The sequence below is a fragment of the Streptomyces sioyaensis genome (assembly GCF_004122735.1).
Taxonomy (GTDB): Bacteria; Actinomycetota; Actinomycetes; order Streptomycetales; family Streptomycetaceae; genus Streptomyces; species Streptomyces sioyaensis.
The window spans coordinates 1-22,477 of record NZ_SDIF01000111.1; the positions used below are offsets into that span (position 1 = coordinate 1).

The window sequence follows — 22,477 nt, forward strand, 5'->3', positions numbered from 1 at the left end:
GTTTGGTGGTGAGCCAGGGGGCTCGGGATGGGGGCAGGGGCGTGGCCGGTCCGGTGGCCGGCTGCGGGGAAGCCGGGACGGGCTCGGATGCGGGAGGTGATCAGACGCGCGGGAAGCGGGCCTGGAGGTCCCAGATGGCGGGGTTGTCGCCGAGGCCGTCGTGCATATCGGTGAGGTCGGCGATCAGGTCGTGCAGGAAGTCGCGGGCCTCGCGGCGCAGTGCGGAGTGGTTGAAGGTGAGCGGAACCTCGTCGGCCGTCATCCAGTCGGCCTCGACGTCCACCCATCCGAAGCGGCGCTCGAAGAAGATCCGGTCGGCGGATTCGGTGAAGTCCAGCTCGGCATGGATCGGGCGGGCGGAGCGGTTGCCGCGGGGGTCGGTGTCGAGCTGCTCGACGATGTCGCACAGTGCCCAGGCGAAGTCGAGGACGGGCACCCAGCCCCAGGCCGTGGACAGCTCGCGGTCCGTCTTCGTGTCGGCGAGGTAGACGTCGCCGCAGAAGAGGTCATGGCGCAGCGTGCGCACGTCCGCGGTCCGGTAGTCCGTCTGCGGCGGATCCGGAAAGCGGCGGGAGAGGGAGTAGCCGAGGTCGATCACGTCCTGATGGTGTCACGCCGATGTGGCGGGCTACCGGCCGCGTCGGTTGCCGCGGCCGCCGCCCACCGCCCCACAATCCGCCCCTACACCCCCGTCAGCACCCGCGGCCCGTCCTTCGTCACCGCCACGGTGTGCTCGAAGTGGGCGGCGCGGGAGGCGTCCGTGGTGCGCAGGGTCCAGCCGTCGTCGGCCGCGTAGTAGGCGTCCTTGCCGCCGGCGAGGAACATCGGCTCGATGGCGAGGACCAGGCCGTGGCGGAGGACGAGGCCGCGGCCCGGGCGGCCCTCATTGGGGACCGCGGGGTCCTCGTGCATCCGGCGGCCGATGCCGTGTCCGCCGAAGTCCTCGGGGATGCCGTAGCCGGCGGTGCGTCCGACGGTGCCGATCGCATGGGAGATGTCGCCGATCCGGGCGCCGACGACGGCTGCCGCGATGCCCGCCTCCAGCGCCTGCCGGGTGGTGTCCATGAGGTGCTGGTCCTCCCGTCGGGCGGTGCCGACCGTGAAGCTGAGGGCCGCGTCGCCGGCCCAGCCGTCCACGAGGGCGCCGCAGTCGATGCTCACCAGGTCGCCGTCGCGCAGTCGGGAGCCGTCCGGGATGCCGTGCACGATCGCGTCATTGACGGACACGCAGATGACGGCGGGGAACGGGGTGGGGGCGAAGGACGGGCGGTAGCCGAGGAACGGTGAGGTGGCGCCGGCGTCGCGCAGGACCGTACGGGCGACCTCGTCCAGGTCCCGCAGCCGCACGCCCGGGGCGGCCGCCGCGCGCACCGCGGCCAGTGCGTCGGCCACGACCCGGCCGGCCGCCCGCATCGCGTCGAGTTCGGTATCCGTCTTGATCTCCACCATGAGTACGACCTCCCGAGCGCGCCGGCCGACCCCGCGGCAGGCGTTATTTCTTTACCGGTATTTCTTTACCGGTATTAGTATCACGGGCATGGTGCGAACTCCACTGACTCCTTGGGAACGCGAACGCGGTGAGCGGCTCGGCGCGCTGCTGCGTGCGGCACGTGGCGCGCGGAGCATGGTCGAGGTCGCGGCGGCGGCGGGACTGTCCGCCGAGACGCTGCGGAAGATCGAGACCGGCCGGGCGCCGACACCGGCGTTCTTCACGGTCGCCGCGTTGGCCGGCACGCTCGGACTGTCCCTGGACGAGGTGGCGACGCTGGCCACCCCGCCCGAGACGGCTGCCGAGGACGCGGTCGCCTGACGGGACGCCGTAAGGGGTGTTGTGCGGGGCGTTGTACGGGACGTCGTACGGGCGTCGCGCACCCGCCCGTCCCGCCGGGCCCGGAAGCATGCCGAAGGTCGGCTCCCCGCCGCGCCCCCGGAAAAACGCCGAGGGCCGGCTCCCCTAGGGGAACCGGCCCTCGGCTGTGCGCTGCGCGCCGGAATGCGGGCGGACGCCTCAGACGTTGACGCCGAAGTCCTGGGCGATGCCGACGAGGCCCGACGCGTAACCCTGGCCCACGGCGCGGAACTTCCACTCCGCGCCGTTGCGGTAGAGCTCGCCGAAGACCATGGCGGTCTCGGTGGCGGCGTCCTCGCTGAGGTCGTAGCGGGCGATTTCGCTGCCGCCGGCCTGGTTGACGATGCGGATGAAGGCGTTGCGCACCTGGCCGAAGTTCTGGCTGCGGTTCTCGGCGTCGTAGATGGAGACCGGGAAGACGATCTTGTCGATGTCGGCCGGCAGCGCCGCCAGGTTGACGTTGATCTGCTCGTCGTCGCCCTCGCCCTGGCCGGTGACGTTGTCACCGGTGTGGACGATCGACTGGTCCGGCGTGGCCTTGTTGTTGAAGAAGACGAAGTGCTGGTCCGAGTAGACCTTGCCGTTGCCGTTCACCGCGATGGCGCTCGCGTCGAGGTCGAAGTCCGTGCCGGTGGTGGTGCGGACGTCCCAGCCGAGGCCGACCGTGACGGCGGTCAGGCCCGGTGCCTCCTTGGTGAGCGAGACGTTGCCACCCTTGGACAGGCTTACAGCCATGGGATGTCCCTTTCCTTGTCGACTCGTCGAAGCGTCGGGCTCCGTACTGCGGACGAAGCTACCGTCACCCTCCACAACGCCATGAGGGGACCGGGAGGTTCCAGCACGCTTTACTTTCTTTGCCGAATCCTGAGGGCGGATGTGCCGCGATGGACAAGGAAAAGCGGATGACGGGTTCCGTGGCACGCGGGATCATAGGACTCATGTCCGGGCCCCATGTCATCCGCGGTTCGGTCGTCCTTCCGGAGGCCGAGCTCGTATGGCGATTCTCGCGGTCCTCCGGTCCGGGCGGCCAGCACGTCAACACCAGCGACAGCCAGGTCGAGCTGCGCTTCGACCTCGACAAGACGCAGGCGCTGCCGCCCGTGTGGAAGGAGCGCGCCCTGGAGCGGCTGGCGGGCCGGCTGGTCGACGGAGTGCTGTCGGTACGCGCCTCCGAGCACCGCTCCCAGTGGCGCAACCGCGAGACCGCCGCCGTCCGGCTGGCCGCACTGCTCGCCGAGGCCACCGCGCCGCCGCCCAAGCCACGCCGTAAGTCGCGGATCCCGCGGGGCATCAACGAGCGGCGGCTGCGCGAGAAGAAGCAGCGCGGCGAGACCAAGCGCGGCCGCTCGGGCCGCGACTGGACCTGACGGGCCACGACGGCGCGTCCCGGCTCCGGCGGGCGGCCGTCACGCCGCCCCGGCTCCGGCGGGCGGCCTGCCACGCCGCCCCGTCCGCCCGGCGGGCGGCCTGTCCCGCCCGAGGCCCCGGCGGTCGGCCCGCCCCCGCCGTCCGCCCGCCCCGCCTCACCCCAACTGGCGGTACTTCCCCCGGAAGTACGTCAGCGGTCCGTCGTCCTCGTTCGAGACAGAGCTGGCCAGGACGCGGGCGATGACGAGGGTGTGATCGCCGGCCACGACCCGCTGCTCGGTGCGGCACTCCAGGGTCGCCAGGGCGCCGTCGATGAGCGGAGCGCCGGACACTTCGCCCCGTACGAACGGGATGTCCGCGAAGAGGAGTCTGTCGCTGATACGGCCCTTCATCGCGAATCGTCCGGCAATCTGCCGCTGATGCCCCGAGAGCACCGAAACGGCCCACCGCGGCTGCAGCTCCAGCAGGTCGTCCATCCGTGAGTCGTTGCGAACGCTCACCATCACGAGCGGCGGGTCGAGGGAGACGGACAGGAACGCCGTGGCGGTCATGCCGACGTCCTCGCCCTGGGGCCCGTCGTCCGGGTCATGGGCGGTGATCAGCACCACGCCGGCAGCGAGGCGGGACAGGGCGGCACGGAACTCGTCGTCACTCACCCCAACAGAATGCGGGATCGGGGCGTCGCCCGGCACGGATGCCAGGGCGACGGTCGGTACGGAAAGGGCGGCGGGCCCGGCGGTCGTCGAGTCGGCTGGGGTTTTCGTGAACACGCCATGAACGCTAACTTCGACCGGCCCCGGCGCGCATCGGGCCCCCGGAGCACTTGAGTCCTAGGTCTGACGACCGAAGTCCGCAACGCTCGGAATTTGCGTTCAGGAAGTGTAGAAAGGGTGAAGGCGCACTCCCGTTGCGGGTTATATGGAAGATCGCCAACCGTCCCTCACGGTCTGTGACTTGAGTCACAGCCGGCGCTAATTGTTGACCCTGTGTACCGAGTGAACAGCTCACTGTGATTCAGTGAGCGTGGAATCGGACGACAAAGAATCGTGGAGTTTGCTGTCGAGGTCTCGGGGAGAGCGAACGATGGAGACCGAGTCGGAGCCATACGTCCGCCTTGCGACCCTGCGGCAGCTTCATCAAGTGGTCGCGGAGCTGAACACCGCGCGTAGCCTCGCGGACACCTTGCAGACGGTCGCCGATGGCGCGATCACCGGACTCGGCTTCGAGCTGGCCGCCGTCAATCTCGTCCGCCCCGACGGCGATCTCGTCGTCGCCGCGGTCGCCGGCAGCGCGGGCGCCGAGGCGCTGATGGCCGGCCGCGTCGGCTCCCGGGCCGCCTGGGACCGCCGGCTGTCCATGGGCGAGCGCTGGGGCGACCTCATCTTCATCCCGCACACCGAGGGCTGGGTGCTCGATGACGACGACGTACCGCAGTGGCACACGGCCGGACCCGCGCCCCGGTTCCCCGACGAGTGGCACTCCATGGACCGCCTCTTCGCGCCCATGTACACCGCGGCCAACGGCGGCGGCGAGCTGCTCGGGGTGATCTCCGTCGACCGGCCGCGCAACGGCCGGCGGCCCGGCGCCTGGGGCCAGGAAGCCCTGCAGATGTACGCCTTCCAGTCCGCGATCGCCATCAGCAACGCCCGGCTGCGGGCGAACATGCAGCGCGCGCTGGTCCGGCTGGAGCGCGAGCAGCAGGCGCTGCGGGCCAGCGAGGAGAGCTTCCGGCAGGCGTTCGAGTACGCGCCGAGCGGGATGGCCGTGGCCGAAATGGGCGGTGACCAGCACGGACGGCTGCTGCGCACCAATGACGCGCTGTGCCGGCTGCTGGGCCGCCCGGCCTCCGGGATGCGCCGCTACTCCTTCTCCGACCTCGTCCACCCCGAGGACATCGGCACCCTGCTGCGCACCTCCGCCGAGGGCGGCCGCGCCGAGCTGCGGCTGGCCCGCCGGGACGGCACCTACGTGTGGGTCTCGCTGCGCAACTCCGTCGTCGCCGACACCGCCGACGGCCCCCGGTTCCTGCTCACCCACGTCGAGGACATCGAGGAGCGCAAGCGGCACGAGCTGCAGCTGGCCCACCGCGCCAGCCACGATTCGCTCACCGGGCTGCCCAACAGCGCCGAGCTGCGGGCCCGGCTCGGCGCCCGGCTGTGCTCCCGCCCGCCGGGCTCGATGGCCGACGCGTACGCCTCCTCGGGCGGCCCCGGGTCCGATCCGCACGGCTTCCGGGCGGACGGCAAGGAGCCGTTCGAAGGGATCGACGGCTTCGAGGGCAACGCCCCGGCACCCTTCGACCACCATGTGCATCTCGTCGCCCCCGCGGACGGGCCGGCCGACGACGGCTCCAAGGGGCTCGCGGTCCTCTTCTGCGACCTCGACGGCTTCAAGTCGATCAACGACCGGTTCGGCCACAACACCGGCGACGCCGTGCTGATAGAGGTCGCCCGCCGGCTGACCAGCGGCGTCCGGGACGGCGATACGGTCGCCCGGCTCGGCGGCGATGAATTCGTGGTGCTCGCCGACGGCCTCGGCACGGCCGACGCCCAGGACCTCGCGGTGCGGCTGCGCAACGCGATCATCCCGCCGATCCGGGTGGAGGGCCGGGCGGTGCGGGTGGGCGCCAGCTTCGGCATCGGCTGGGCGAGCTGCGGGATGACGGCCGAGGAAGTGCTGGAGTCGGCCGACCAGCGGATGTACGTCGAGAAGCGCTCCCGCTCGAAGACGAACCGGCGCGCGGCGGGTTGAGCGGCGCGTCGGGCGGGTGCGCACCGCTTCGGCCGGGTGCGGCACCGCGTCGGCCGGGCCGGATGCCGCGTATCTCACATCCGCCGCGCTCCGGCCTCCACACCAGTAATTCACCGATCCGTAGCGATCTTGTGCCCCTCCGGGCCCGGTGTGCGGGCGTGCCGACGGGGTAGGCTGCGCCGATGCGGCGCGGCGCCGCCGGGGGCCCGAAAGACAGCTCGCGCAGAAGATGCCTGCGGACGCGTGGACACGCGTGACAGACGCGCACAGATCGCTTGGGAGTGACACGGAATGACGGCCGGCAACAACGGCGCGGACACGCCGGAGAACGACGACCCGTTCGGCTATCTCTACCGCTCGGAAGGCGGCGAGGGTGGCACACCGGGCTCGGCGGGCACCGGTGCGCCGACGCGGCAGCCGGGCATTCCGCGGACGTCCTACAACCAGGTGCGCGCGGTCGGCGAGCGCCAGTACGGACAGCAGCCGCAGCAGCCGACGACGTACGGGCAGCAGAACGCCCACTACGCCGCGCCGGAGACCCTGCCCGGCGGCGACCGCACGCGCAGCGCCCCGGCCCCGGACGGCCCCGAGCCGCGCCGCAACCGCAACGGCCTGCTGATAGGCGCGGTTTCGGTGGTCGCGGTGGTCTGCATAGGCATCGGCGTGGCGATGCTCAACAACGGCAACGAATCGAAGGCCAACGAGGCCGGCAAGCAGGGCTCCGCGGCCGGCGGTTCGGTCAAGCCCAACGGCAAGAAGACCGACAGGCCCAAGCCGGGTGAGCTGCCCAAGGAGGAGGCGGGCAGCCTGCGTCTGGACGGCGGCGCGAGCGTCGCGAAGGACGTCCCGGGCGCCCGCTCGGCCAACGGGACGTACGTGGCGGGTATGAACACCCCTGGTGCCGCGGCCACGTGGACCCTGAATGTGGACCAGGCCGGCAAGTACAAGCTCTGGGTCGGCTACGGCGTGCCCGGCAAGGATGCCAACCTCACGATGGCCGTGAACGACAAGCCCGACGGCCGGCCCGTGAACATGGAGAACTTCGCCCACGCCCCGGAGGGCGCCTGGGACAAGGGCTGGACCAAGACCTGGTCCTATGTGCAGCTCAACAAGGGCAGCAACACCATCAAGCTGTCCTGCGAGACCGGCAACCAGTGCGATGTGAACCTCGACAAGGTCTGGCTGGCCCGGCCCTGACCACCTCCGGTACGCCGGTCGCCGTCCCCCTCACGCCGCCGTCGGGTGATCCGTCACCACCACGCGCGACAGCAGCTCTTCATACGTAGCCGTGTCGAACTCGCCCGCTGCCGGGGCCCGTACGGTCGCGGCCGAGAGGGCCACCGCGCGGGTCAGGCGGTCCGGCCAGGACAGCTCCTCCACCAGGCCCGAGAGCAGGCCGGCCACCGCCGAGTCGCCGGCGCCGGTCGGGTTGCCGGCGATCTGCCGGGGCGGGGCAGCCTGCCAGGCACCGCCGGCGGTCACCGCGAGTATGCCGGCCGGGCCGAGCGAGGCGGCCACCGCATGGGCACCGCGGCGGCGGGCGTCGCGGGCGGCGCGCAGCGGTTCGGTGCTGCCGGTCAGGGCGGCGAGTTCATCGGCGTTGGGTTTGGCGAGATCGGGCCGGGCGGCCAGGCCCCGGCGCAGCGGTTCGCCGCTGGTGTCCAGCAGGACCGGGACGCCGGCGCTGCGCGCGGCCCGGGTGAGCCGGGCGTAGACGTCCACCGGGACGCCCGGCGGCAGGCTGCCGCAGAGCGCCACCGCCTGTGCCTCGCCCAGGAGTTCGCGGTAGGTGCCGAGGAAGGTGTCCCATTCGGCGGGGGTGACGACCGGGCCCGGCTCGTTGAGCTGGGTGGTGTCCCCGGTGGCCGTGTCGGCCACGGCGACGGTGCGGCGGGTGGCGCCGCCGACCGGGACCAGGGCGTCGGTGACCGCGGTGTCCGCGAGCAGGGCGCGCAGCGCCTCGCCGGTGCCGCCGCCCGCGAAGCCGGTGGCGACCGTCCGGTGGCCGAGCGCGGCCAGCACCCGGGCGACGTTCAGGCCCTTGCCGCCGGGGCGCTCGGACACCTCGGTGATCCGGTTCGTGGCGTGCGGACGGAGCCGGGGAACGCGGTAGGTGATGTCCAGGGCGGCGTTCAGCGTGACCGTGAGGATCATGGTCGCCCCTCCGGGCAGTCATGGCCGGGCGGCCGGGCGTCGGGCGACCGCGCGCGGCGGTGCATACGGACAAGTGCGCGAGCGATCATGCCATCGCCGGTGGCGGTTGGCCCAGACCCGGTCCGGCCGACCTGCTCGGGGGCGGTCGTGAGCCGTCCCGCCGGTGGTACTCAGTGACAAGGAAATCGTGGACTCGGTGCGCATCCTCAGAGCGCCCCCGGATGGCACGCTGGTGCCGGTCTGGCGCTGAACGGAGCGCCGGTGCCGAGGAGTTCAGTGGCACAGCTAGGGGGAAAATGAAGATCCGTCGTATAGCCGCAGCCATGGGAGTGCTGGTCGCCGGCGCGGCTTCCGTCCTGACGACGAGTGTTCCGGCCCAGGCGGATGTCGCCAAGCCGCCGAGCAGCGCGACCTGCACCAACATTTACAGCGACCCCGGTGAGCCGGGTGTGGCCTGCTTCGATCCCAACGGCGACAAGGTGTACATCGGGGACAGTCACAGCGACGGCCTGCGCGCGGTGGCTCAGATCACCTCCCATGACTTCGGAGGCGGCCTGCGGGAATGTCATGACGCCAATGGCGCCGGCAATGGCTTCAGGGTGTGTGATTTCGACTTTCCCGAGGACAAGATGGTGAACATCGTGGCCGTGGGGCGTTCGAGCGCCTGCGGTCCGGTGCAGGGGTGCGACAACAAGAAGGCGGGATTCCCGATCTCCGTATCGACCTCGTGACACCGAGGGGCTGAGTGACACCGAGGGGCTGAAAGCTGGCTCCGGCCCCTCGTCTGCGACGGCTCTGAACTCTGTGGGGTGTTCAGGGCCGTCGCGCTGCTTCCGGGGCCCGGCCCCGACCACGTCGGGCAGGCCCTCGGCGCCCCGTCCCGGCGGCGCTTCCGGTCCGCCCGCCGAGGCGTTCAGGGCCCGTTCATCGCCTGGCCGACCTGCCGTGAAGATGGGATAGTTGCTGGTCAAGGGCGTTGGCGGACGGGGGAGCATGCTGAACGAGACGGTATTCGGAAGTGACGAGCTGCCGGTGGCGGACCGCTTCGACGGCTGGCTGGAGCGCATCTCCCGCACCCATGCCCCCGTGCACCTCAGCAGCCCGTGTGCCGACGACTACCGCTTCCGGCAACGCGTCCTGGAACTGGGCGAGGTGCGCGTCTGGCCCGCGACCTTCGATCCGGCCGCATTCCGGCGGACGCCCGCGCTGATCCGCCGTTCCGACCCGGAGATCTACCACGTTTCCCTTCTCCTGGCGGGCAGCGCAACCGTCTCCTGGGGCAAGAGGCAGGCGCATTACCGGCCGTACGACCTGCATTGCAACGATTCCTCGCTGCCCCATGACGTGCACACCCACGGGGAGATGGTCACGACCGTGGGACTGGAAATTCCCAAGGCGCTGGTGCCGTTGCCGGAAACGCGGAGCACGTTCATCGGCGGGCCCATGGACGGACGGGACGGAATCGGCGCCCTACTGGCGCAATTCCTCACCCGGCTGGCCGCCGACACCAGTGTGTACCGGCCCGGCGACGGCCCCCGTCTGGGCCGGGCGCTGACGGCTCTGGTCGTCGCCCTCTTCGCCCATCAGGCCGACGCGGACCATGCGCTCAGCCCGGAAAACCGCCGGCGGAATCTCCGGACGCAGATCCGGGCATTCATCCGCCAGAATCTGCACGACCCGGAGCTCACCCCGCGCAGCATCGCGGCCGCCCACCACATCTCGCCCAGCCATCTGCACCGCCTGTTCCAGGACGGGGACGCCACCGTCGCCGCGGAGATCCGCCGGCAGCGCCTCGAAGGCGCCCGCCGGGACCTCACCGATCCGGCCCGGCACCGCACCCCGGTCCACGCCATCGCCGCCCGCTGGGGCTACCACCGGGCGACGGACTTCAGCCGCGCCTACCGCGCCGCGTACGGGATCGCGCCCAAGGAACACCGGCGCCGGGCCGTGGCCGGCCGGCCGGGAACCGCGCTCACCCCTTCCCCGGATGCACCAGCCACTCGCCCCGGCGCATGACCCCCACCACGGCGTATGCCGCGTCCAGCACCACCAGGTCGGCGTCCTTGCCGTAACTCAGGGAGCCGGTCCGGTCGTCGATGCCCAGGAGGCGGGCCGGGGTGGCCGACAGCGCGTCGACGGCCTGGTCGACCGTCAGGCCGTCGACGGTGACGGCGCGCCGGAAGGCGCGGTCCAGTGTGAGGGTGGAGCCGGCGATCGAGCCGGCTGTGGGCCCCCCGCTGATGCGCGCGACGCCGTCCTTGACCTCGACCTGCATCGGGCCGAGCGGATACATCCCGTCGCTCATACCGGCCGCGCCCATGGCGTCGGTGATGAACGCGACCCGCCCGGCGCCTGCTTGGCGGACCGCCAGTTGCAGGACCGAGGCGTGCAGATGGGTCCCGTCGTTGATCAGCTCGACGGTGACCCGCTCGTCCTCCAGGAGCGCGGCGACCGGGCCGGGCGCGCGGTGACCCAGGGCGGGCATCGCGTTGAAGAGGTGGGTGGCGACGGTGGCGCCCGCGTCGACGGCCCGGCGGGTGGCGTCGTAGGAGGAGTCGGTGTGGCCGACGGCGGCGATCACCCCGGCGTCGGCCAGCAGGCGTACGGAGTCCAGGCCGCCGGGGAGTTCGGGCGCGACGGTCATCATGGCCGCGGTGCCGTGCGCGGCGTCGAGGAGCCGGCGGACCTCGGCCGGGTCCGGATCGCGCAGCAGCTCCGGCTGGTGGGCGCCGCAGCGGTGCGGGGAGATGAACGGGCCCTCGAAGTGGATACCGGCCAGCTCGCCCTGCTGGACCAGTTCGGCGAGCACCGCGGCCTGCCGGGCCAGATCGGTCAGCTCGCCGGTGACGGTGGAGGCGACCATCGACGTGGTGCCGTGCCGGCGGTGGGTGCCGATCACCGCGAGGCACTCCTCGGGGTCGGCGGACGAGAAGGAGCCGCCGCCTCCGCCGTGCACGTGCATGTCCACGAAGCCGGGGACGATGAGATGGCCCGAGAGGTCCATGGTCTCGCCCGCGGCGCCCTCGTCCCCGTCCCGGCCGAGGTCGGCGTCCCGGCTGTGGACCGCGGCGATCCGGCCGCCCTCGACGGCGATCCGGCCGCGCTCGACGACGCCGGACGGCCGGGCGATACGGGCACCGGCCAGGACGCTGCGCCCGGGGCCCGAGGGCCGCCGCTCGGACTGTTGCTGAGCCATCAGGCGGTTACCTCCGTGGAGAGAAGATCCCGGGCGAGAAGCCCTGCGCCCAGGCATCCGGCGGCGTCCCCCAGGGCCGCCGGAACGATCGAGGGGAGCCGCTGGAACGTCACGCGCCGGCGGACGGCCTCCCGCAGCGGGGTGAACAGGGTGTCGCCGGCCTCGGCGAGCCCGCCGCCGATGATCAGAGTCTGCGGGTCGAGCAGGGTGAGCGCGGTGACCAGACCGTCGGCGAGGGCGTCGACGGCGCGGTGCCACACGGCGTGAGCCCGCGCGTCGCCACAGGCCACGGCCTTGGCCGCGTCCGCCGCGCCGGCCAGCGGATCCCCGCAGGCCGCCGCCCAGTCCCGGCCCACCGCGGCGGCCGAGGCCACCGTCTCCAGGCAGCCGCGCTGACCGCAGCCGCACTCCAGCCCGCCGGGCCGTACGACGATGTGGCCGATCTCGCCCGCGCTGCCGTGCGCGCCGGCCTCGATCCGCCCGCCGATGCCGATGGCGCCCGCGATCCCGGTGCCCAGCGGGACGAACAGGAACCGGTCGGCGTCCCGGCCGGCCCCGATCCGGCCCTCGGCCAGCCCGCCGCTGCGGACGTCATGGCCCAGGGCGACCGGCACCCCGCCGAGCCGTTCGGACAGCAGCGCCCGCAGCGGGACGTCCCGCCAGCCGAGGTTGGAGGCGTAGACGGCCTGGCCGGCCCGCTCGTCGACGATGCCGGGCACCGCGACGCCGGCGGCCGCGGCGGGGGCGCCGTAGCGGGCCGTGCCGAGGTCGCGGAGCTCGGCGGCGAAGCCGAGGATGGTCTCGACGACCGCGTCGGGGCCGCGGTCGCGGCCGGTGGGGCGCCGTGCCTCGTGGAGCAGCACGGGGCGACCGGCGGAGGTCTCCCCGCGGGTCGCCGTGTCCACCCCCACGAGGGCGGCCTTCATGCCGGTGCCGCCCACATCAAGGGCGATGACGTGTCTCACGGGAACAGTTTCGCGCGATCCGGCGCGAAAGGTCTAGTCCACTCGCCGGACGGATCGCAGCGGGCCGGCCGTCCGGAAGCCGGGCGGAAGGAGAACGAGGGGGGTGGTGTAGACCCTGTAAAGGGCTCGGGAGAGACTCGTACTTCACGCCGTGTGAGGGACACCCCTCCGGCGACGGGCGAGGGCCCGGCAAGCGCGGAAATTCAGAACCAAAGGCGGAACAGCAGTGCAGCGGCGGTACTTGGGCCTGACGGCAGCGGCAATCGCCACCACCATGACGATGACGCTCACCGGCTGTGGCAGCGGCTCCGACGGCGACGTCACCCTCCAACTGGTCGCGGCGGACTACGGCGACGGCAAGTCCAACGGCTCCCAGCACTACTGGGACCAGCTCGCCCGCGGCTTCGAGAAGAAGCACCCCGACATCAAGGTCGATGTCCACGTCTACAGCTGGACGGACGTCGACAAGAAGGTCGAGGAGATGGTCGACTCCGGCCACGCCCCGGACCTGGCGCAGATCGGCGCCTACGCCGACTACGCCGCCAAGGGCAAGCTCTACAGCGCCGACCAGCTGCTCTCCATCCCCACCCAGGCCAACTTCACCCCCTCCCTGGAGGAGGCCGGCGAATACAAGCGCGTCCAGTACGGCCTGCCGTTCGGCGCCAGCACCCGGCGGCTCTTCTACAACAAGAAGCTGTTCGCCCAGGCCGGCATCACCGCCCCGCCGCAGAACTGGAACGACATCGCCCACGACGCCCAGCTGCTGAAGGCACACGGCGTCAAGATGCCGTACGCGCTGCCGCTCGGCCCGGAGGAGACCCAGGCCGAGACCCTGATGTGGATGCTCAGCGGGGGCGGCGGCTACACCGACAGCATCGGCAAGTACACGATCGATTCGCCGGAGAACGTCCGGACCTTCACCTGGCTCAAGGACAACCTCGTCGGCAAGGGCCTGACCGGCACCGACCCCGCCAAGCTCAACCGCGGGGCGGCGTTCAAGGGATTCGCCGACGGCGACGTCGGCATGCTCAACGGCCACCCCACCCTGATGAAGCAGGCCGAGGCCAAGGGCATCGACTACGGCACCGTCGATCTGCCCGGCACCAAGGGCAAGGCCAAGGCCACCATGGGCGTCGCCGACTGGATGATGGCGTTCAAGCAGAACGGCCACCGCGCCGAGGCCGGCAAATTCCTCGACTACGTCTACAGCGACAAGAACGTCGAGAAGTTCTCCGGCGAATACGGCCTGCTGCCCGTCACCACCTCCGCCTCCCAGGCGATGCAGGCCGACGACAAGTACGCGAAGATGCACGGCTTCCTCAAGCAGCTCGCCAGCGCCGAATTCTACCCGGCGGACAAGACCTCCTGGCCGCTGATCTCCAAGACCGTCAAGGCGAAGATGGGCGCCGCGGTCCACCCGAACGGCAACCCGTCCGGGGTGCTCACCGACATCCAGAACACCGCGGACGCGGCCGACAGCGCCGCCGAATGACCGGGGCGGTCGGCGCCCCCGCGGCGGTCGCGGGCCGGGCGCTGTCCGACCGTGCGCTTATCGTGGAAGCGTGATGACGGGCGCCACGGCACAGACGGGCGGCCCGGGCGACGAGCGAGGGCTCGTCGGGCCCGGGCCCGACGAGGGCTCCCCGCAGCTCACCGCCCGGGACGAAGCGGTGCTCGCGGTCGAGCGCCGCTCCTGGCCGGGCCCCGGCCCCAAGGAGCGCGCCATCCGCGAACAGCTCGGCATCTCCCCGACCCGCTACTACCAGCTCCTCAACGCCCTGCTGGACGACCCTGGCGCGCTCGCCCACGACCCGGTCACGGTCAACCGCTTGCGCCGTATACGCGAGGCCCGCCGCAGCCGGCGCTGACGGGGAGGCCTGCCGCGTCCGCGGCGGACGGCGGCGCCCCACCGCTGCCGCGGCGCCCCGTACCCACTCCTCCCAGCTCTCGCCGCGAGGTACCCCCGGGGCCCGCCGCACGCCGGTAAGGTCGGCGCATGGGCAGCCCCCCGAACGCCGCGCCGCACTCCCAGCCGACCCCCGAACCGGGGTCCGTGCCGACTCCGCACACGCCCGCCGGCCGCGACGGCCTCGCCGCGCTGCTGGCCCACCCGGAACGCGCCGTCATCGCCCTCGACTTCGACGGCACCCTCGCCGAGATCGTCCCCGACCCGGAGAAGGCCCGGGCCCATGACGGTGCCGTCGCGGCCCTGGGCCGGCTGGTGCCCCGGCTGCGCGCCGCCGCGGTGATCACCGGCCGCCCGGCCACCGTCGCGGTCCGCCTCGGGGGCTTCGCGGACGTGCCCGGCCTGGACCACCTCACCGTCCTCGGCCACTACGGCGCCGAGCGCTGGGAGGCGGCCACCGGCACCGTCCACGCCCCGCCGCCCCACCCCGGCGTCGCCGCCATACAGGCCGAACTCCCCGGCGTCCTGGACTCCTCCGGGGTCTGGCACGGCACCTGGGTCGAGACCGCCATCGAGCGCAAGGGCGGCCGCGCCATCGCCGTCCACACCCGCCGCGCCGCCGACCCGCAGGGCGCCTTCGACCGGCTGCGCGCCCCGCTCTCCGCGCTCGCCGAACGCCACGGCCTGATCGTCGAACCCGGCCGGCTGGTCCTGGAGCTCCGCCCGCCGGGCATGGACAAGGGCGTCGCGCTCGCCGAGTGGGTCCGTGAGACCCGCGCCGCCACCGTCCTCTACGCCGGTGACGACCTCGGCGACTTGGCGGCCTTCGCGGCCGTCGACAAGCTCCGCTCCGACGGGCTGACCGGCGTCCTGGTCTGCAGCGGCAGCAACGAGGTCGCCGAACTCGCCGAGCGCGCCGACCTGGTGGTCGACGGCCCGTCCGGAGTCGTCGGCCTGCTCGGCGCCTTGGCGGCCCGGCTGGACGCGAGGGGGACGGGCACCCCGTAGGGGCGGACACCCCCTGGCGACGGATTCAGCCGCCCAATTCCCGCAGCTGGTCCAGGAACCACCGGGCGGGCGGCAGCGCGGTGGCCGCCGCCGCCAGCCGTTCGGTGCGTGCCGCGCGCTCGCCGTCGGCCATCGACAGCGCCTCGTGCAGCGCCTCGGCGGTCCCCATGACGTCGTACGGATTGACGGTCAGGGCGTCCTCGCCGAGTTCCTCGTGCGCGCCCGCCTCCCGCGACAGCACCAGCGCGCAGCCGGCGTCCGACACCACCGGGATCTCCTTGGCGACCAGGTTCATCCCGTCCCTGATCGGGTTGACGAGCGCCACGTCCGCGAGCCGGTAGGCGGCCAGCGAGCGGGCGAAATCGTCCTTGACATGCAGCTCGACGGGCTGCCAATCCGCCGTCCCGAACTCGGCGTTGATGCCCCCGGCCACCTGCTCGACCTCCGCGGTGTACGCGCGGTAGACGGCGAGGTCCTGGCGCGAGGGGTAGGCGAAGGCGATGTGCACGACCCGCTCGCGCCATTCGGGGTGGTCGGCGAGAAGCTGCCGGTAGGCGAGCAGGCCCCGCACGATGTTCTTGGAGAGTTCCGTGCGGTCCACGCGGACCACGGTCTTGCGGTCCGGCCCGCCGATCTGCGCGCGCAGCGTCGCCATCCGCTCCTCGACGTCGGGGCGGTGCGCGCGCTCCCGCAGGAAATCGGCGTCGGCGCCGAGCCCGTGGACGCCGATCCAGGTCGTGCGCGCCGTGCGTTCCGGGACGAGCGCCACGATGCCGGGCGGCCCGTCCTCCGGCCGCACGCGCTCGCACTGCCCGCCCAGCCCGGTCTCGGCGCAGGCCAGGAAGTTCTCGGCCCAGCGGTGGGTGAGGAAGTTCGCCCGGTCCGCGCCGAGAATGCCCAGCGCCAGCTGCCGCTGGATGTCGTCGGGGAGCATCGCGAAGTACTCGGCGGGGGCCCACGGCGTGTGCGAGAAGTGCGCGATGCGCAGGTCGGGGCGGCGCTCACGGAGCATGCCGGGCACCAGCGACAGGTGGTAGTCCTGGACGAGGACGGCCGCGCCGGGCGCCGCGCCGTCGGCCAGCGCCTCGGCGAAGGCCGCGTTGTACGTCTCGTACGCCGCCCACTGCGCCCGGAACTCCGCGTCGAAGACCGGTTCCAGCGGTGTCTGGTAGAGCATGTGGTGGACGAACCACAGCACGGAGTTCGCGACGCCGTTGTAGGCGGCGGCATACACCTCGGCCGGGATGTCCAGCATCCGGACACGCTGTCCACCGGTGTCGCCCGCCTCCAGCGCACCACCCGTCCGCCGTACGGCCTCCCGGTCACCGTCGCCGAGCGCGGCACACACCCACACCGCGTCGGTCTCGGGCCCGATGGCCGACAGCCCCGACACCAGCCCGCCCCCGCCCCGCTTGGCGGTGAGCGTCCCGTCCTCCCCCAGGCTGTAGGAGACCGGCCCGCGATTCGACGCGACAAGAACCTCGGCACCTGCTTGCACCGCACTGCGCTCGGACACCATGTCGCGAAGGTAACCCGCCACGGATCCAGGCAAACGTACGGAAGCGGCCAAGGGCGTGCCCCCTCACGCCGCCCGGCGGGCCGCGTATTCCGGGATTTCGGCCATCGGGGGGCGCTCCTCGGTGTCCACGTCCGTGGTGCGCGGGATGAAGCCCTGGTCGCCGCGGTCGAACTGGGTGAGCCGGGGGCGGATCAAGTGGCCGCGGGTCAGGCGTAGTTGGGCGGTGCGGTAGATCGCGGCGGCCATCCGGCCCAGGGCCTGGCCGTCCTGGTGGCGGTGTTTGCGGACGCCGACGTCCACCTGGGCCAGGGCGTCGAGGCCGACGGTGTGCAGGGCGTCGACGAGCAGGCCGAGCTCGACGCCGTAGCCGACGGGGAAGGGGAGCCGTTCCAGGAGGGAGCGGCGGGCCGCGTACTCGCCGCCGAGGGGCTGGACGAAGCCGGCCAGCTGGGGCCAGTGGAGGTTGAGGAGCGGGCGGGCCACCAGCTCGGTGACCCGGCCGCCCTGGCCGGCGTCGGTGCCGCCGGGGCCGGTCTCCAGGGGGCGGTCGTACATCGCTTTGACGAACTGGATGTCCGGGTCGGTCAGCAGCGGGCCGACGATCCCGGAGACGAAGGTGGCGGAGAATTCGCGCAGGTCGGCGTCGATGAAGCAGATGATGTCGCCGCTGGTGGCCAGGAGGGAGCGCCACAGCACCTCGCCCTTGCCGGGGAGGGCGGGCACTCGCGGCAGGACGCTGTCGCGGTGCACCACCCGGGCGCCGGCCGCCGCCGCGACCTCGGCGGTGCGGTCGGTGGAGCCGGAGTCCAGCACCACCAGCTCGTCGACCAGCCCGACCGCGTCCGTCATCAGTACGTCACGGATCGTGGTCACGATCGCGCCGACCGTGGCCTCCTCGTCGAGCGCGGGCAGCACGACACTGACCGTCCGGCCCGTCTGGCGCTTGGCCTCCAGCAGCTGCCCCAGCGGGCGGTCCGCGGCGGACCAGGAACGGCCGCCCAGCCAGCGCTCCACCTCTTCCAGCACGTCTACGACTCCTCGGTCGCCGCCGGAGGGCGGCCCTTGTGATCCATCTCGCGGTTCGGACGACTATCTCAACTGTCAGTGCCGTCGGTTACAGTCTTGAACAACGCGGATGACCGTCGCATGTCGGGGTCCGTGCCACAAACGCCTGGGTTTCGGCCCAGCGCCATACCGCTCATCCAGAGGGGCAGAGGGATACGGCCCGTTGAAGCCCCGGCAACCCTCCAGCCGGTCTTGCCGCAAGGACGCCTGAGACGTCCCGCGCGCGAGGCTCCCGGCTAGGGAAGGTGCCAAATCCGTCTCGCGGCGAGATTCGTCGCGAGGAAGATGAGGAGAAAGGGCCTCGCCTCCATGGCTGTGCAAGTCACCGAAAACACCCCCACCGTCGCTCTGGGCCCCGCCGCGGCACTGTCCTGCCGTGAGTGCGGACAGCGCTTTGCGCTCGGCCCGATCTTCGCGTGCCAGGAATGTTTCGGGCCGCTCGAAGTCGCGTACGACCTGCCGAGCGGCGACCCCGAGGGCCTGCGGAAGCAGATCGAGGCCGGTCCGGACAACATCTGGCGCTACGCCCCGCTGCTGCCCGTCCCTGCCGACGTGGCCGACAAGCCCAATCTCAACCCCGGCTTCACCAAGCTCGTCAAGGCCGACCGGCTCGCCGCCGAGCTGGGCGTCACCGGCGGTCTGTACGTCAAGGACGACTCCGGCAACCCGACGCACTCCTTCAAGGACCGCGTCGTGGCGATCGCGGTCGAGGCCGCCCGTGCCTTCGGCTTCACCACCCTGTCCTGCTCCTCCACCGGAAACCTCGCCGGTGCGGTCGGCGCCGCGGCCCGCCGCGCCGGTTTCAAGTCCTGCGTCTTCATCCCGCACGACCTGGAGGCCGGCAAGGTCGTCATGGCCGCGGTCTACGGCGGCGACCTGGTCGGCATCGAGGGCAACTACGACGACGTCAACCGCTTCTGCTCGGAGCTCATCGGCGACCCGCTGGGCGAGGGCTGGGGCTTCGTCAACGTCAATCTGCGTCCGTACTACGGCGAGGGTTCCAAGACCCTCGCGTACGAGATCTGCGAGCAGCTGGGCTGGCAGCTCCCGGACCAGATCGTCATCCCGATCGCGTCCGGCTCGCAGCTGACGAAGATCGACAAGGGGCTCAAGGAGCTGATCGCCCTCGGCCTGGTCGAGGACAAGCCCTACAAGATCTTCGGCGCCCAGGCGGAGGGCTGCTCGCCGGTGTCCACGGCCTTCAAGGCCGGTCACGACGTCGTGCGCCCGCAGAAGCCGAAGACCATCGCGAAGTCGCTGGCGATCGGTAACCCGGCGGACGGTCCGTACGTGCTCGACATCGCGCGCCGGACCGGTGGCGCGGTGGAGGATGTCACCGACGAGCAGGTCGTGGACGCGATCAAGCTGCTGGCCCGGACCGAGGGGATCTTCGCGGAGACCGCGGGCGGGGTGACCGTCGGCGTGACCAAGAAGCTGATCGAGGACGGTCTGCTCGACCCGTCCCTGACCACCGTCGTCCTCAACACCGGTGACGGCCTCAAGACCCTGGACGCGGTCGCCCCGACCTCCGGGCCCACGGCCACGATCCGTCCGGACCTGGACGCGTTCCGCGCGGCCGGCCTGGCCGGCTGAGGCGCTCGGCCCGTCCGCGGACGAGCACCGTCGACGAGCACCGTCCCCGCCCCCGAACTCGTACCCCGCACCACCCGGAAGGCAGAACCATGAGCGTCAAGGTCCGCATCCCCACCATCCTCCGCACCTACACCGGCGGCCAGGCCGAGGTGCCCGCCGAGGGCGCGACCCTCTCCGAGGTGATCGCCGACCTGGAGCGGAACCACCAGGGCATCGCGGCCCGTGTGCTGGACGACGCCGGCAAGCTGCGCCGCTTCGTGAATGTGTACGTGAACGACGACGATGTGCGCTTCGAGCAGGGCCTGGAGACGCCGACGCCGGACGGCGCGGGCATCTCGATCATTCCGGCGGTCGCCGGCGGCTGCTGATTTGCGCCAACTCTTCTCCTGCTTGACCGGAATTGCCCCGTCCGCCAGAAAGCGGACGGGGCAATTCCATGTTGTGAAAGGAGATACTATTGGGGTGATCCCCCTCCGGATATCACCGTGCGCGTGCCGAACGCATATGAGACAGCGATCAGTTGTGCTCGAAGTGTGAGCGATATTTGTCGCTTATGTGTGCTACGCCCGGCCCGACTTGCCCTGGAGAACTGGGATTTCACCTCATATTGCCGATTCTCCGGCCCCAGAATTCTCGTCCGATTGACCTGTTGCTCTGGGCATCTGTGCAGATACATTCAGCGGCGGTCGACGCGTTCCGGCGCACACCCCACGGGCCATTCGCGGGGTGAGGTCTGACCCGGGTCCGCGAAGTGCGGTCCTGCGCAAGGGCCAGTAATAGGGGAGTTAGGCATGGCTCAGGGCACCGTCAAGTGGTTCAACGCGGAGAAGGGGTACGGCTTCATCGCGGTCGACGGTGGTGCGGATGTTTTCGTCCACTACAGCGCGATCCAGATGGACGGCTACCGCACCCTTGAGGAGGGTCAGCGGGTCGAGTTCGAGATCTCGCAGGGCCAGAAGGGGCCGCAGGCGGACATGGTCCGGGTGGCCGGCTGAGGCGCCGACCGACTGCTGCGTCACGGAAGGCCCGTGCCCCCGAGGGGGTACGGGCCTTCTGCTGTCTGCCCCGTAGGGGGCACCCTCCCGGTGGGCGCTTGCACTCGCACCCTGCGAGTGCTAATCATTGGCGTTAGCACTCTCCGCGTGAGAGTGCTACGAAGGACCGGGTCGGTGAGGCCCGTAGGCCGGGTGGGGCAAGGAACCACCGCGGGTCTGCAGGCCGTCCGTCGCGGGCGCCAGCGCGGTCCGGAGAAATCCTTCCCCACGCTCTCAACTGCGTTCGAGCAGGGGAGACCCCATTAGTCCGGGAGGACCACTTCACATGGCCAAGATCATCGCGTTCGACGAGGAGGCGCGGCGCGGTCTCGAGCGCGGGATGAACCAGCTCGCCGACGCCGTCAAGGTGACCCTCGGCCCCAAGGGCCGCAACGTCGTCCTCGAGAAGAAGTGGGGCGCCCCCACGATCACCAACGATGGTGTGTCCATCGCCAAGGAGATCGAGCTCGAGGACCCGTACGAGAAGATCGGCGCCGAGCTGGTCAAGGAGGTCGCGAAGAAGACGGACGACGTCGCCGGTGACGGCACGACGACCGCGACCGTCCTGGCCCAGGCCCTGGTCCGCGAGGGCCTGCGCAACGTCGCCGCCGGTGCCAACCCGATGGCCCTCAAGCGCGGTATCGAGAAGGCCGTCGAGGCCGTCTCCGCCGCCCTGCTGGAGCAGGCCAAGGACGTGGAGACCAAGGAGCAGATCGCTTCGACCGCCTCCATCTCCGCCGCCGACACCCAGATCGGCGAGCTGATCGCCGAGGCCATGGACAAGGTCGGCAAGGAAGGCGTCATCACCGTCGAGGAGTCCCAGACCTTCGGTCTGGAGCTGGAGCTCACCGAGGGTATGCGCTTCGACAAGGGCTACATCTCGGCGTACTTCGCGACCGACATGGAGCGCATGGAGGCCGCGCTCGACGACCCGTACATCCTCATCGTCAACTCCAAGATCAGCAGCGTGAAGGACCTGCTGCCGCTCCTGGAGAAGGTCATGCAGTCCGGCAAGCCGCTGCTGATCATCGCCGAGGACGTCGAGGGCGAGGCCCTGTCGACCCTGGTCGTCAACAAGATCCGTGGCACCTTCAAGTCCGTCGCCGTCAAGGCCCCGGGCTTCGGTGACCGCCGCAAGGCCATGCTCGGCGACATCGCCATCCTCACCGGTGGCACCGTCATCTCCGAGGAGGTCGGCCTCAAGCTGGAGAACGCCGGTCTCGAACTGCTCGGCCGCGCCCGCAAGGTCGTCATCACCAAGGACGAGACCACCATCGTCGACGGTGCCGGTGACAGCGAGCAGGTCCAGGGCCGCGTCAACCAGATCCGCGCCGAGATCGAGAACAGCGACTCGGACTACGACCGCGAGAAGCTCCAGGAGCGTCTGGCGAAGCTGGCCGGCGGCGTGGCCGTCATCAAGGCCGGTGCCGCCACCGAGGTCGAGCTCAAGGAGCGCAAGCACCGCATCGAGGACGCCGTGCGCAACGCGAAGGCGGCCGTCGAGGAGGGCATCGTCGCCGGCGGTGGCGTCGCCCTGCTCCAGGCCTCCTCGGTCTTCGAGAAGCTGGACCTCGACGGTGACGAGGCCACCGGCGCCAACGCCGTGAAGCTCGCGCTGGAGGCCCCGCTGAAGCAGATCTCCGTCAACGGCGGCCTTGAGGGCGGCGTCGTGGTGGAGAAGGTGCGCAACCTGGCCGTCGGCCACGGCCTGAACGCCGCGACCGGCGAGTACGTCGACATGATCGCCGAGGGCATCATCGACCCCGCCAAGGTCACCCGCTCCGCGCTGCAGAACGCCGCCTCCATCGCGGCGCTGTTCCTCACCACCGAGGCCGTCATCGCCGACAAGCCGGAGAAGGCCGCCGCGGCGGGCGCTCCGGGCGGCATGCCGGGCGGTGACATGGACTTCTGATCCCCGCGGATCAGACGCTGGTCCTCCCGGACCGCACGTCCAGACGTACGTCGGGGCGGCACCCTCCTCCCAGGGGGTGCCGCCCCGGCGGCGTTTTGGGTCGGGGGCGTCCTGGGACGTGGGCTCGGTGGATACGAGCGGTGGGCCGGGTCGGTGC

At 71.4% G+C, this 22,477-nt stretch carries 22 protein-coding genes and 1 riboswitch; of the genes, 13 read left to right on the plus strand and 9 right to left on the minus strand.

Annotated elements, in window-relative coordinates:
• Positions 1-100 precede the first annotated feature (100 nt).
• Both EST54_RS27305 and map read right to left on the minus strand, forming a co-directional pair.
• Positions 101-598, minus strand: a complete 498-nt coding sequence (locus EST54_RS27305) for a hypothetical protein (RefSeq protein WP_129250387.1) — start codon at positions 596-598, stop codon at positions 101-103.
• Between the two features lie 83 nt (positions 599-681).
• Positions 682-1,449 (minus strand): type I methionyl aminopeptidase, encoded by a 768-nt coding sequence (gene map / locus EST54_RS27310; RefSeq protein WP_129250388.1) that lies wholly within the window; start codon positions 1,447-1,449, stop codon positions 682-684.
• Between the two features lie 88 nt (positions 1,450-1,537).
• On the opposite strand from map, the gene EST54_RS27315 reads away from it, so the two are divergent.
• On the plus strand, positions 1,538-1,810 hold the full coding sequence (locus EST54_RS27315) for a helix-turn-helix domain-containing protein (protein WP_129250389.1): 273 nt from the start codon (positions 1,538-1,540) through the stop codon (positions 1,808-1,810).
• Positions 1,811-2,008: 198 nt separating this feature from the next.
• On the opposite strand, the gene EST54_RS27320 is transcribed toward EST54_RS27315, so the two are convergent.
• Positions 2,009-2,584: a TerD family protein gene (locus EST54_RS27320; protein ID WP_129250390.1), complete on the minus strand. Its 576-nt coding sequence runs from the start codon at positions 2,582-2,584 to the stop codon at positions 2,009-2,011.
• Between the two features lie 203 nt (positions 2,585-2,787).
• On the opposite strand from EST54_RS27320, the gene arfB reads away from it, so the two are divergent.
• A complete protein-coding gene (arfB, locus tag EST54_RS27325; protein ID WP_129250391.1) occupies positions 2,788-3,216 on the plus strand; it encodes an alternative ribosome rescue aminoacyl-tRNA hydrolase ArfB in 429 nt (142 codons plus the stop codon).
• A 156-nt stretch (positions 3,217-3,372) separates the two neighbouring features.
• Here arfB and EST54_RS27330 read toward each other — a convergent pair whose 3' ends face one another.
• Entirely contained in the window at positions 3,373-3,873 is a 501-nt protein-coding gene (locus EST54_RS27330; protein WP_234371723.1) for a flavin reductase family protein, read from the minus strand.
• A gap of 427 nt (positions 3,874-4,300) precedes the next feature.
• Between EST54_RS27330 and cdgB the strand changes: the two genes are divergently transcribed.
• A complete protein-coding gene (cdgB, locus tag EST54_RS27335) occupies positions 4,301-5,968 on the plus strand; it encodes a diguanylate cyclase CdgB (RefSeq protein WP_129250392.1) in 1,668 nt (555 codons plus the stop codon).
• A gap of 291 nt (positions 5,969-6,259) precedes the next feature.
• Positions 6,260-7,165 (plus strand): carbohydrate-binding protein, encoded by a 906-nt coding sequence (locus EST54_RS27340; RefSeq protein ID WP_129250393.1) that lies wholly within the window; start codon positions 6,260-6,262, stop codon positions 7,163-7,165.
• A 30-nt stretch (positions 7,166-7,195) separates the two neighbouring features.
• On the opposite strand, the gene EST54_RS27345 is transcribed toward EST54_RS27340, so the two are convergent.
• Positions 7,196-8,122, minus strand: a complete 927-nt coding sequence (locus EST54_RS27345; protein WP_129250394.1) for a 1-phosphofructokinase family hexose kinase — start codon at positions 8,120-8,122, stop codon at positions 7,196-7,198.
• Between the two features lie 296 nt (positions 8,123-8,418).
• On the opposite strand from EST54_RS27345, the gene EST54_RS27350 reads away from it, so the two are divergent.
• Both EST54_RS27350 and EST54_RS27355 read left to right on the plus strand, forming a co-directional pair.
• The gene (locus EST54_RS27350) at positions 8,419-8,853 is read left to right on the plus strand and encodes a hypothetical protein (RefSeq protein ID WP_129250395.1); all 435 of its coding nucleotides are present in this window, start codon (positions 8,419-8,421) and stop codon (positions 8,851-8,853) included.
• A 262-nt stretch (positions 8,854-9,115) separates the two neighbouring features.
• Positions 9,116-10,138 carry an AraC-like ligand-binding domain-containing protein gene (locus EST54_RS27355; protein ID WP_129250396.1) on the plus strand — a complete coding sequence of 341 codons (1,023 nt, stop codon included), beginning with the start codon at positions 9,116-9,118 and terminating at the stop codon, positions 10,136-10,138.
• On the opposite strand, the gene nagA is transcribed toward EST54_RS27355, so the two are convergent.
• Positions 10,095-11,318 (minus strand): N-acetylglucosamine-6-phosphate deacetylase, encoded by a 1,224-nt coding sequence (gene nagA, locus EST54_RS27360; protein ID WP_129250397.1) that lies wholly within the window; start codon positions 11,316-11,318, stop codon positions 10,095-10,097. The two genes, EST54_RS27355 and nagA, sit on opposite strands and share 44 nt — an antisense overlap.
• Positions 11,318-12,244 carry an ROK family protein gene (locus EST54_RS27365; protein ID WP_239013258.1) on the minus strand — a complete coding sequence of 309 codons (927 nt, stop codon included), beginning with the start codon at positions 12,242-12,244 and terminating at the stop codon, positions 11,318-11,320. The genes nagA and EST54_RS27365 overlap by 1 nt, the downstream gene beginning before the upstream one ends.
• A gap of 265 nt (positions 12,245-12,509) precedes the next feature.
• Between EST54_RS27365 and EST54_RS27370 the strand changes: the two genes are divergently transcribed.
• The 3 genes from EST54_RS27370 (at position 12,510) to otsB (ending at position 15,197) form a co-directional block, all read left to right on the plus strand.
• Positions 12,510-13,775 carry an ABC transporter substrate-binding protein gene (locus EST54_RS27370; RefSeq protein WP_174857529.1) on the plus strand — a complete coding sequence of 422 codons (1,266 nt, stop codon included), beginning with the start codon at positions 12,510-12,512 and terminating at the stop codon, positions 13,773-13,775.
• A 73-nt stretch (positions 13,776-13,848) separates the two neighbouring features.
• Positions 13,849-14,151, plus strand: coding sequence for a DUF3263 domain-containing protein (locus EST54_RS27375; RefSeq protein WP_129250406.1), 303 nt, complete (start codon positions 13,849-13,851; stop codon positions 14,149-14,151).
• 128 nt (positions 14,152-14,279) lie between these two features.
• Positions 14,280-15,197 (plus strand): trehalose-phosphatase, encoded by a 918-nt coding sequence (otsB, locus tag EST54_RS27380; protein WP_129250399.1) that lies wholly within the window; start codon positions 14,280-14,282, stop codon positions 15,195-15,197.
• Between the two features lie 25 nt (positions 15,198-15,222).
• Here the strand turns inward: otsB and EST54_RS27385 are convergent, their stop codons facing one another.
• Positions 15,223-16,716 (minus strand): alpha,alpha-trehalose-phosphate synthase (UDP-forming), encoded by a 1,494-nt coding sequence (locus EST54_RS27385; protein ID WP_129250400.1) that lies wholly within the window; start codon positions 16,714-16,716, stop codon positions 15,223-15,225.
• 63 nt (positions 16,717-16,779) lie between these two features.
• Positions 16,780-17,742, minus strand: coding sequence for a glucosyl-3-phosphoglycerate synthase (locus tag EST54_RS27390; RefSeq protein WP_129250401.1), 963 nt, complete (start codon positions 17,740-17,742; stop codon positions 16,780-16,782).
• A gap of 169 nt (positions 17,743-17,911) precedes the next feature.
• Positions 17,912-18,073: riboswitch (SAM riboswitch) on the plus strand.
• 17 nt (positions 18,074-18,090) lie between these two features.
• Between EST54_RS27390 and thrC the strand changes: the two genes are divergently transcribed.
• The 4 genes from thrC (at position 18,091) to groL (ending at position 22,320) form a co-directional block, all read left to right on the plus strand.
• Positions 18,091-19,374 (plus strand): threonine synthase, encoded by a 1,284-nt coding sequence (thrC, locus tag EST54_RS27395; RefSeq protein WP_129250402.1) that lies wholly within the window; start codon positions 18,091-18,093, stop codon positions 19,372-19,374.
• 89 nt (positions 19,375-19,463) lie between these two features.
• Positions 19,464-19,742, plus strand: coding sequence for a MoaD/ThiS family protein (locus EST54_RS27400; RefSeq protein WP_093484629.1), 279 nt, complete (start codon positions 19,464-19,466; stop codon positions 19,740-19,742).
• Between the two features lie 423 nt (positions 19,743-20,165).
• Positions 20,166-20,369 carry a cold-shock protein gene (locus EST54_RS27405; RefSeq protein ID WP_003986833.1) on the plus strand — a complete coding sequence of 68 codons (204 nt, stop codon included), beginning with the start codon at positions 20,166-20,168 and terminating at the stop codon, positions 20,367-20,369.
• Between the two features lie 325 nt (positions 20,370-20,694).
• On the plus strand, positions 20,695-22,320 hold the full coding sequence (gene groL, locus EST54_RS27415; RefSeq protein WP_006603858.1) for a chaperonin GroEL: 1,626 nt from the start codon (positions 20,695-20,697) through the stop codon (positions 22,318-22,320).
• The last annotated feature ends 157 nt before the right edge of the window (positions 22,321-22,477 follow it).

Coding starts and splice junctions, on each gene's coding strand:
- EST54_RS27365 (WP_239013258.1), bottom strand. CDS start 12,244: ATGAAGGCCGCCCTCGTGGGGGTGGACACGGCGACCCGCGGGGAGACC.
- nagA (WP_129250397.1), bottom strand. CDS start 11,318: ATGGCTCAGCAACAGTCCGAGCGGCGGCCCTCGGGCCCCGGGCGCAGC.
- EST54_RS27400 (WP_093484629.1), top strand. CDS start 19,464: ATGAGCGTCAAGGTCCGCATCCCCACCATCCTCCGCACCTACACCGGC.
- arfB (WP_129250391.1), top strand. CDS start 2,788: ATGTCCGGGCCCCATGTCATCCGCGGTTCGGTCGTCCTTCCGGAGGCC.
- EST54_RS27320 (WP_129250390.1), bottom strand. CDS start 2,584: ATGGCTGTAAGCCTGTCCAAGGGTGGCAACGTCTCGCTCACCAAGGAG.
- thrC (WP_129250402.1), top strand. CDS start 18,091: ATGGCTGTGCAAGTCACCGAAAACACCCCCACCGTCGCTCTGGGCCCC.
- EST54_RS27350 (WP_129250395.1), top strand. CDS start 8,419: ATGAAGATCCGTCGTATAGCCGCAGCCATGGGAGTGCTGGTCGCCGGC.
- EST54_RS27385 (WP_129250400.1), bottom strand. CDS start 16,716: ATGGTGTCCGAGCGCAGTGCGGTGCAAGCAGGTGCCGAGGTTCTTGTC.
- EST54_RS27375 (WP_129250406.1), top strand. CDS start 13,849: ATGACGGGCGCCACGGCACAGACGGGCGGCCCGGGCGACGAGCGAGGG.
- otsB (WP_129250399.1), top strand. CDS start 14,280: ATGGGCAGCCCCCCGAACGCCGCGCCGCACTCCCAGCCGACCCCCGAA.
- EST54_RS27315 (WP_129250389.1), top strand. CDS start 1,538: ATGGTGCGAACTCCACTGACTCCTTGGGAACGCGAACGCGGTGAGCGG.
- map (WP_129250388.1), bottom strand. CDS start 1,449: ATGGTGGAGATCAAGACGGATACCGAACTCGACGCGATGCGGGCGGCC.
- EST54_RS27355 (WP_129250396.1), top strand. CDS start 9,116: ATGCTGAACGAGACGGTATTCGGAAGTGACGAGCTGCCGGTGGCGGAC.
- EST54_RS27340 (WP_129250393.1), top strand. CDS start 6,260: ATGACGGCCGGCAACAACGGCGCGGACACGCCGGAGAACGACGACCCG.
- cdgB (WP_129250392.1), top strand. CDS start 4,301: ATGGAGACCGAGTCGGAGCCATACGTCCGCCTTGCGACCCTGCGGCAG.
- EST54_RS27405 (WP_003986833.1), top strand. CDS start 20,166: ATGGCTCAGGGCACCGTCAAGTGGTTCAACGCGGAGAAGGGGTACGGC.
- groL (WP_006603858.1), top strand. CDS start 20,695: ATGGCCAAGATCATCGCGTTCGACGAGGAGGCGCGGCGCGGTCTCGAG.
- EST54_RS27345 (WP_129250394.1), bottom strand. CDS start 8,122: ATGATCCTCACGGTCACGCTGAACGCCGCCCTGGACATCACCTACCGC.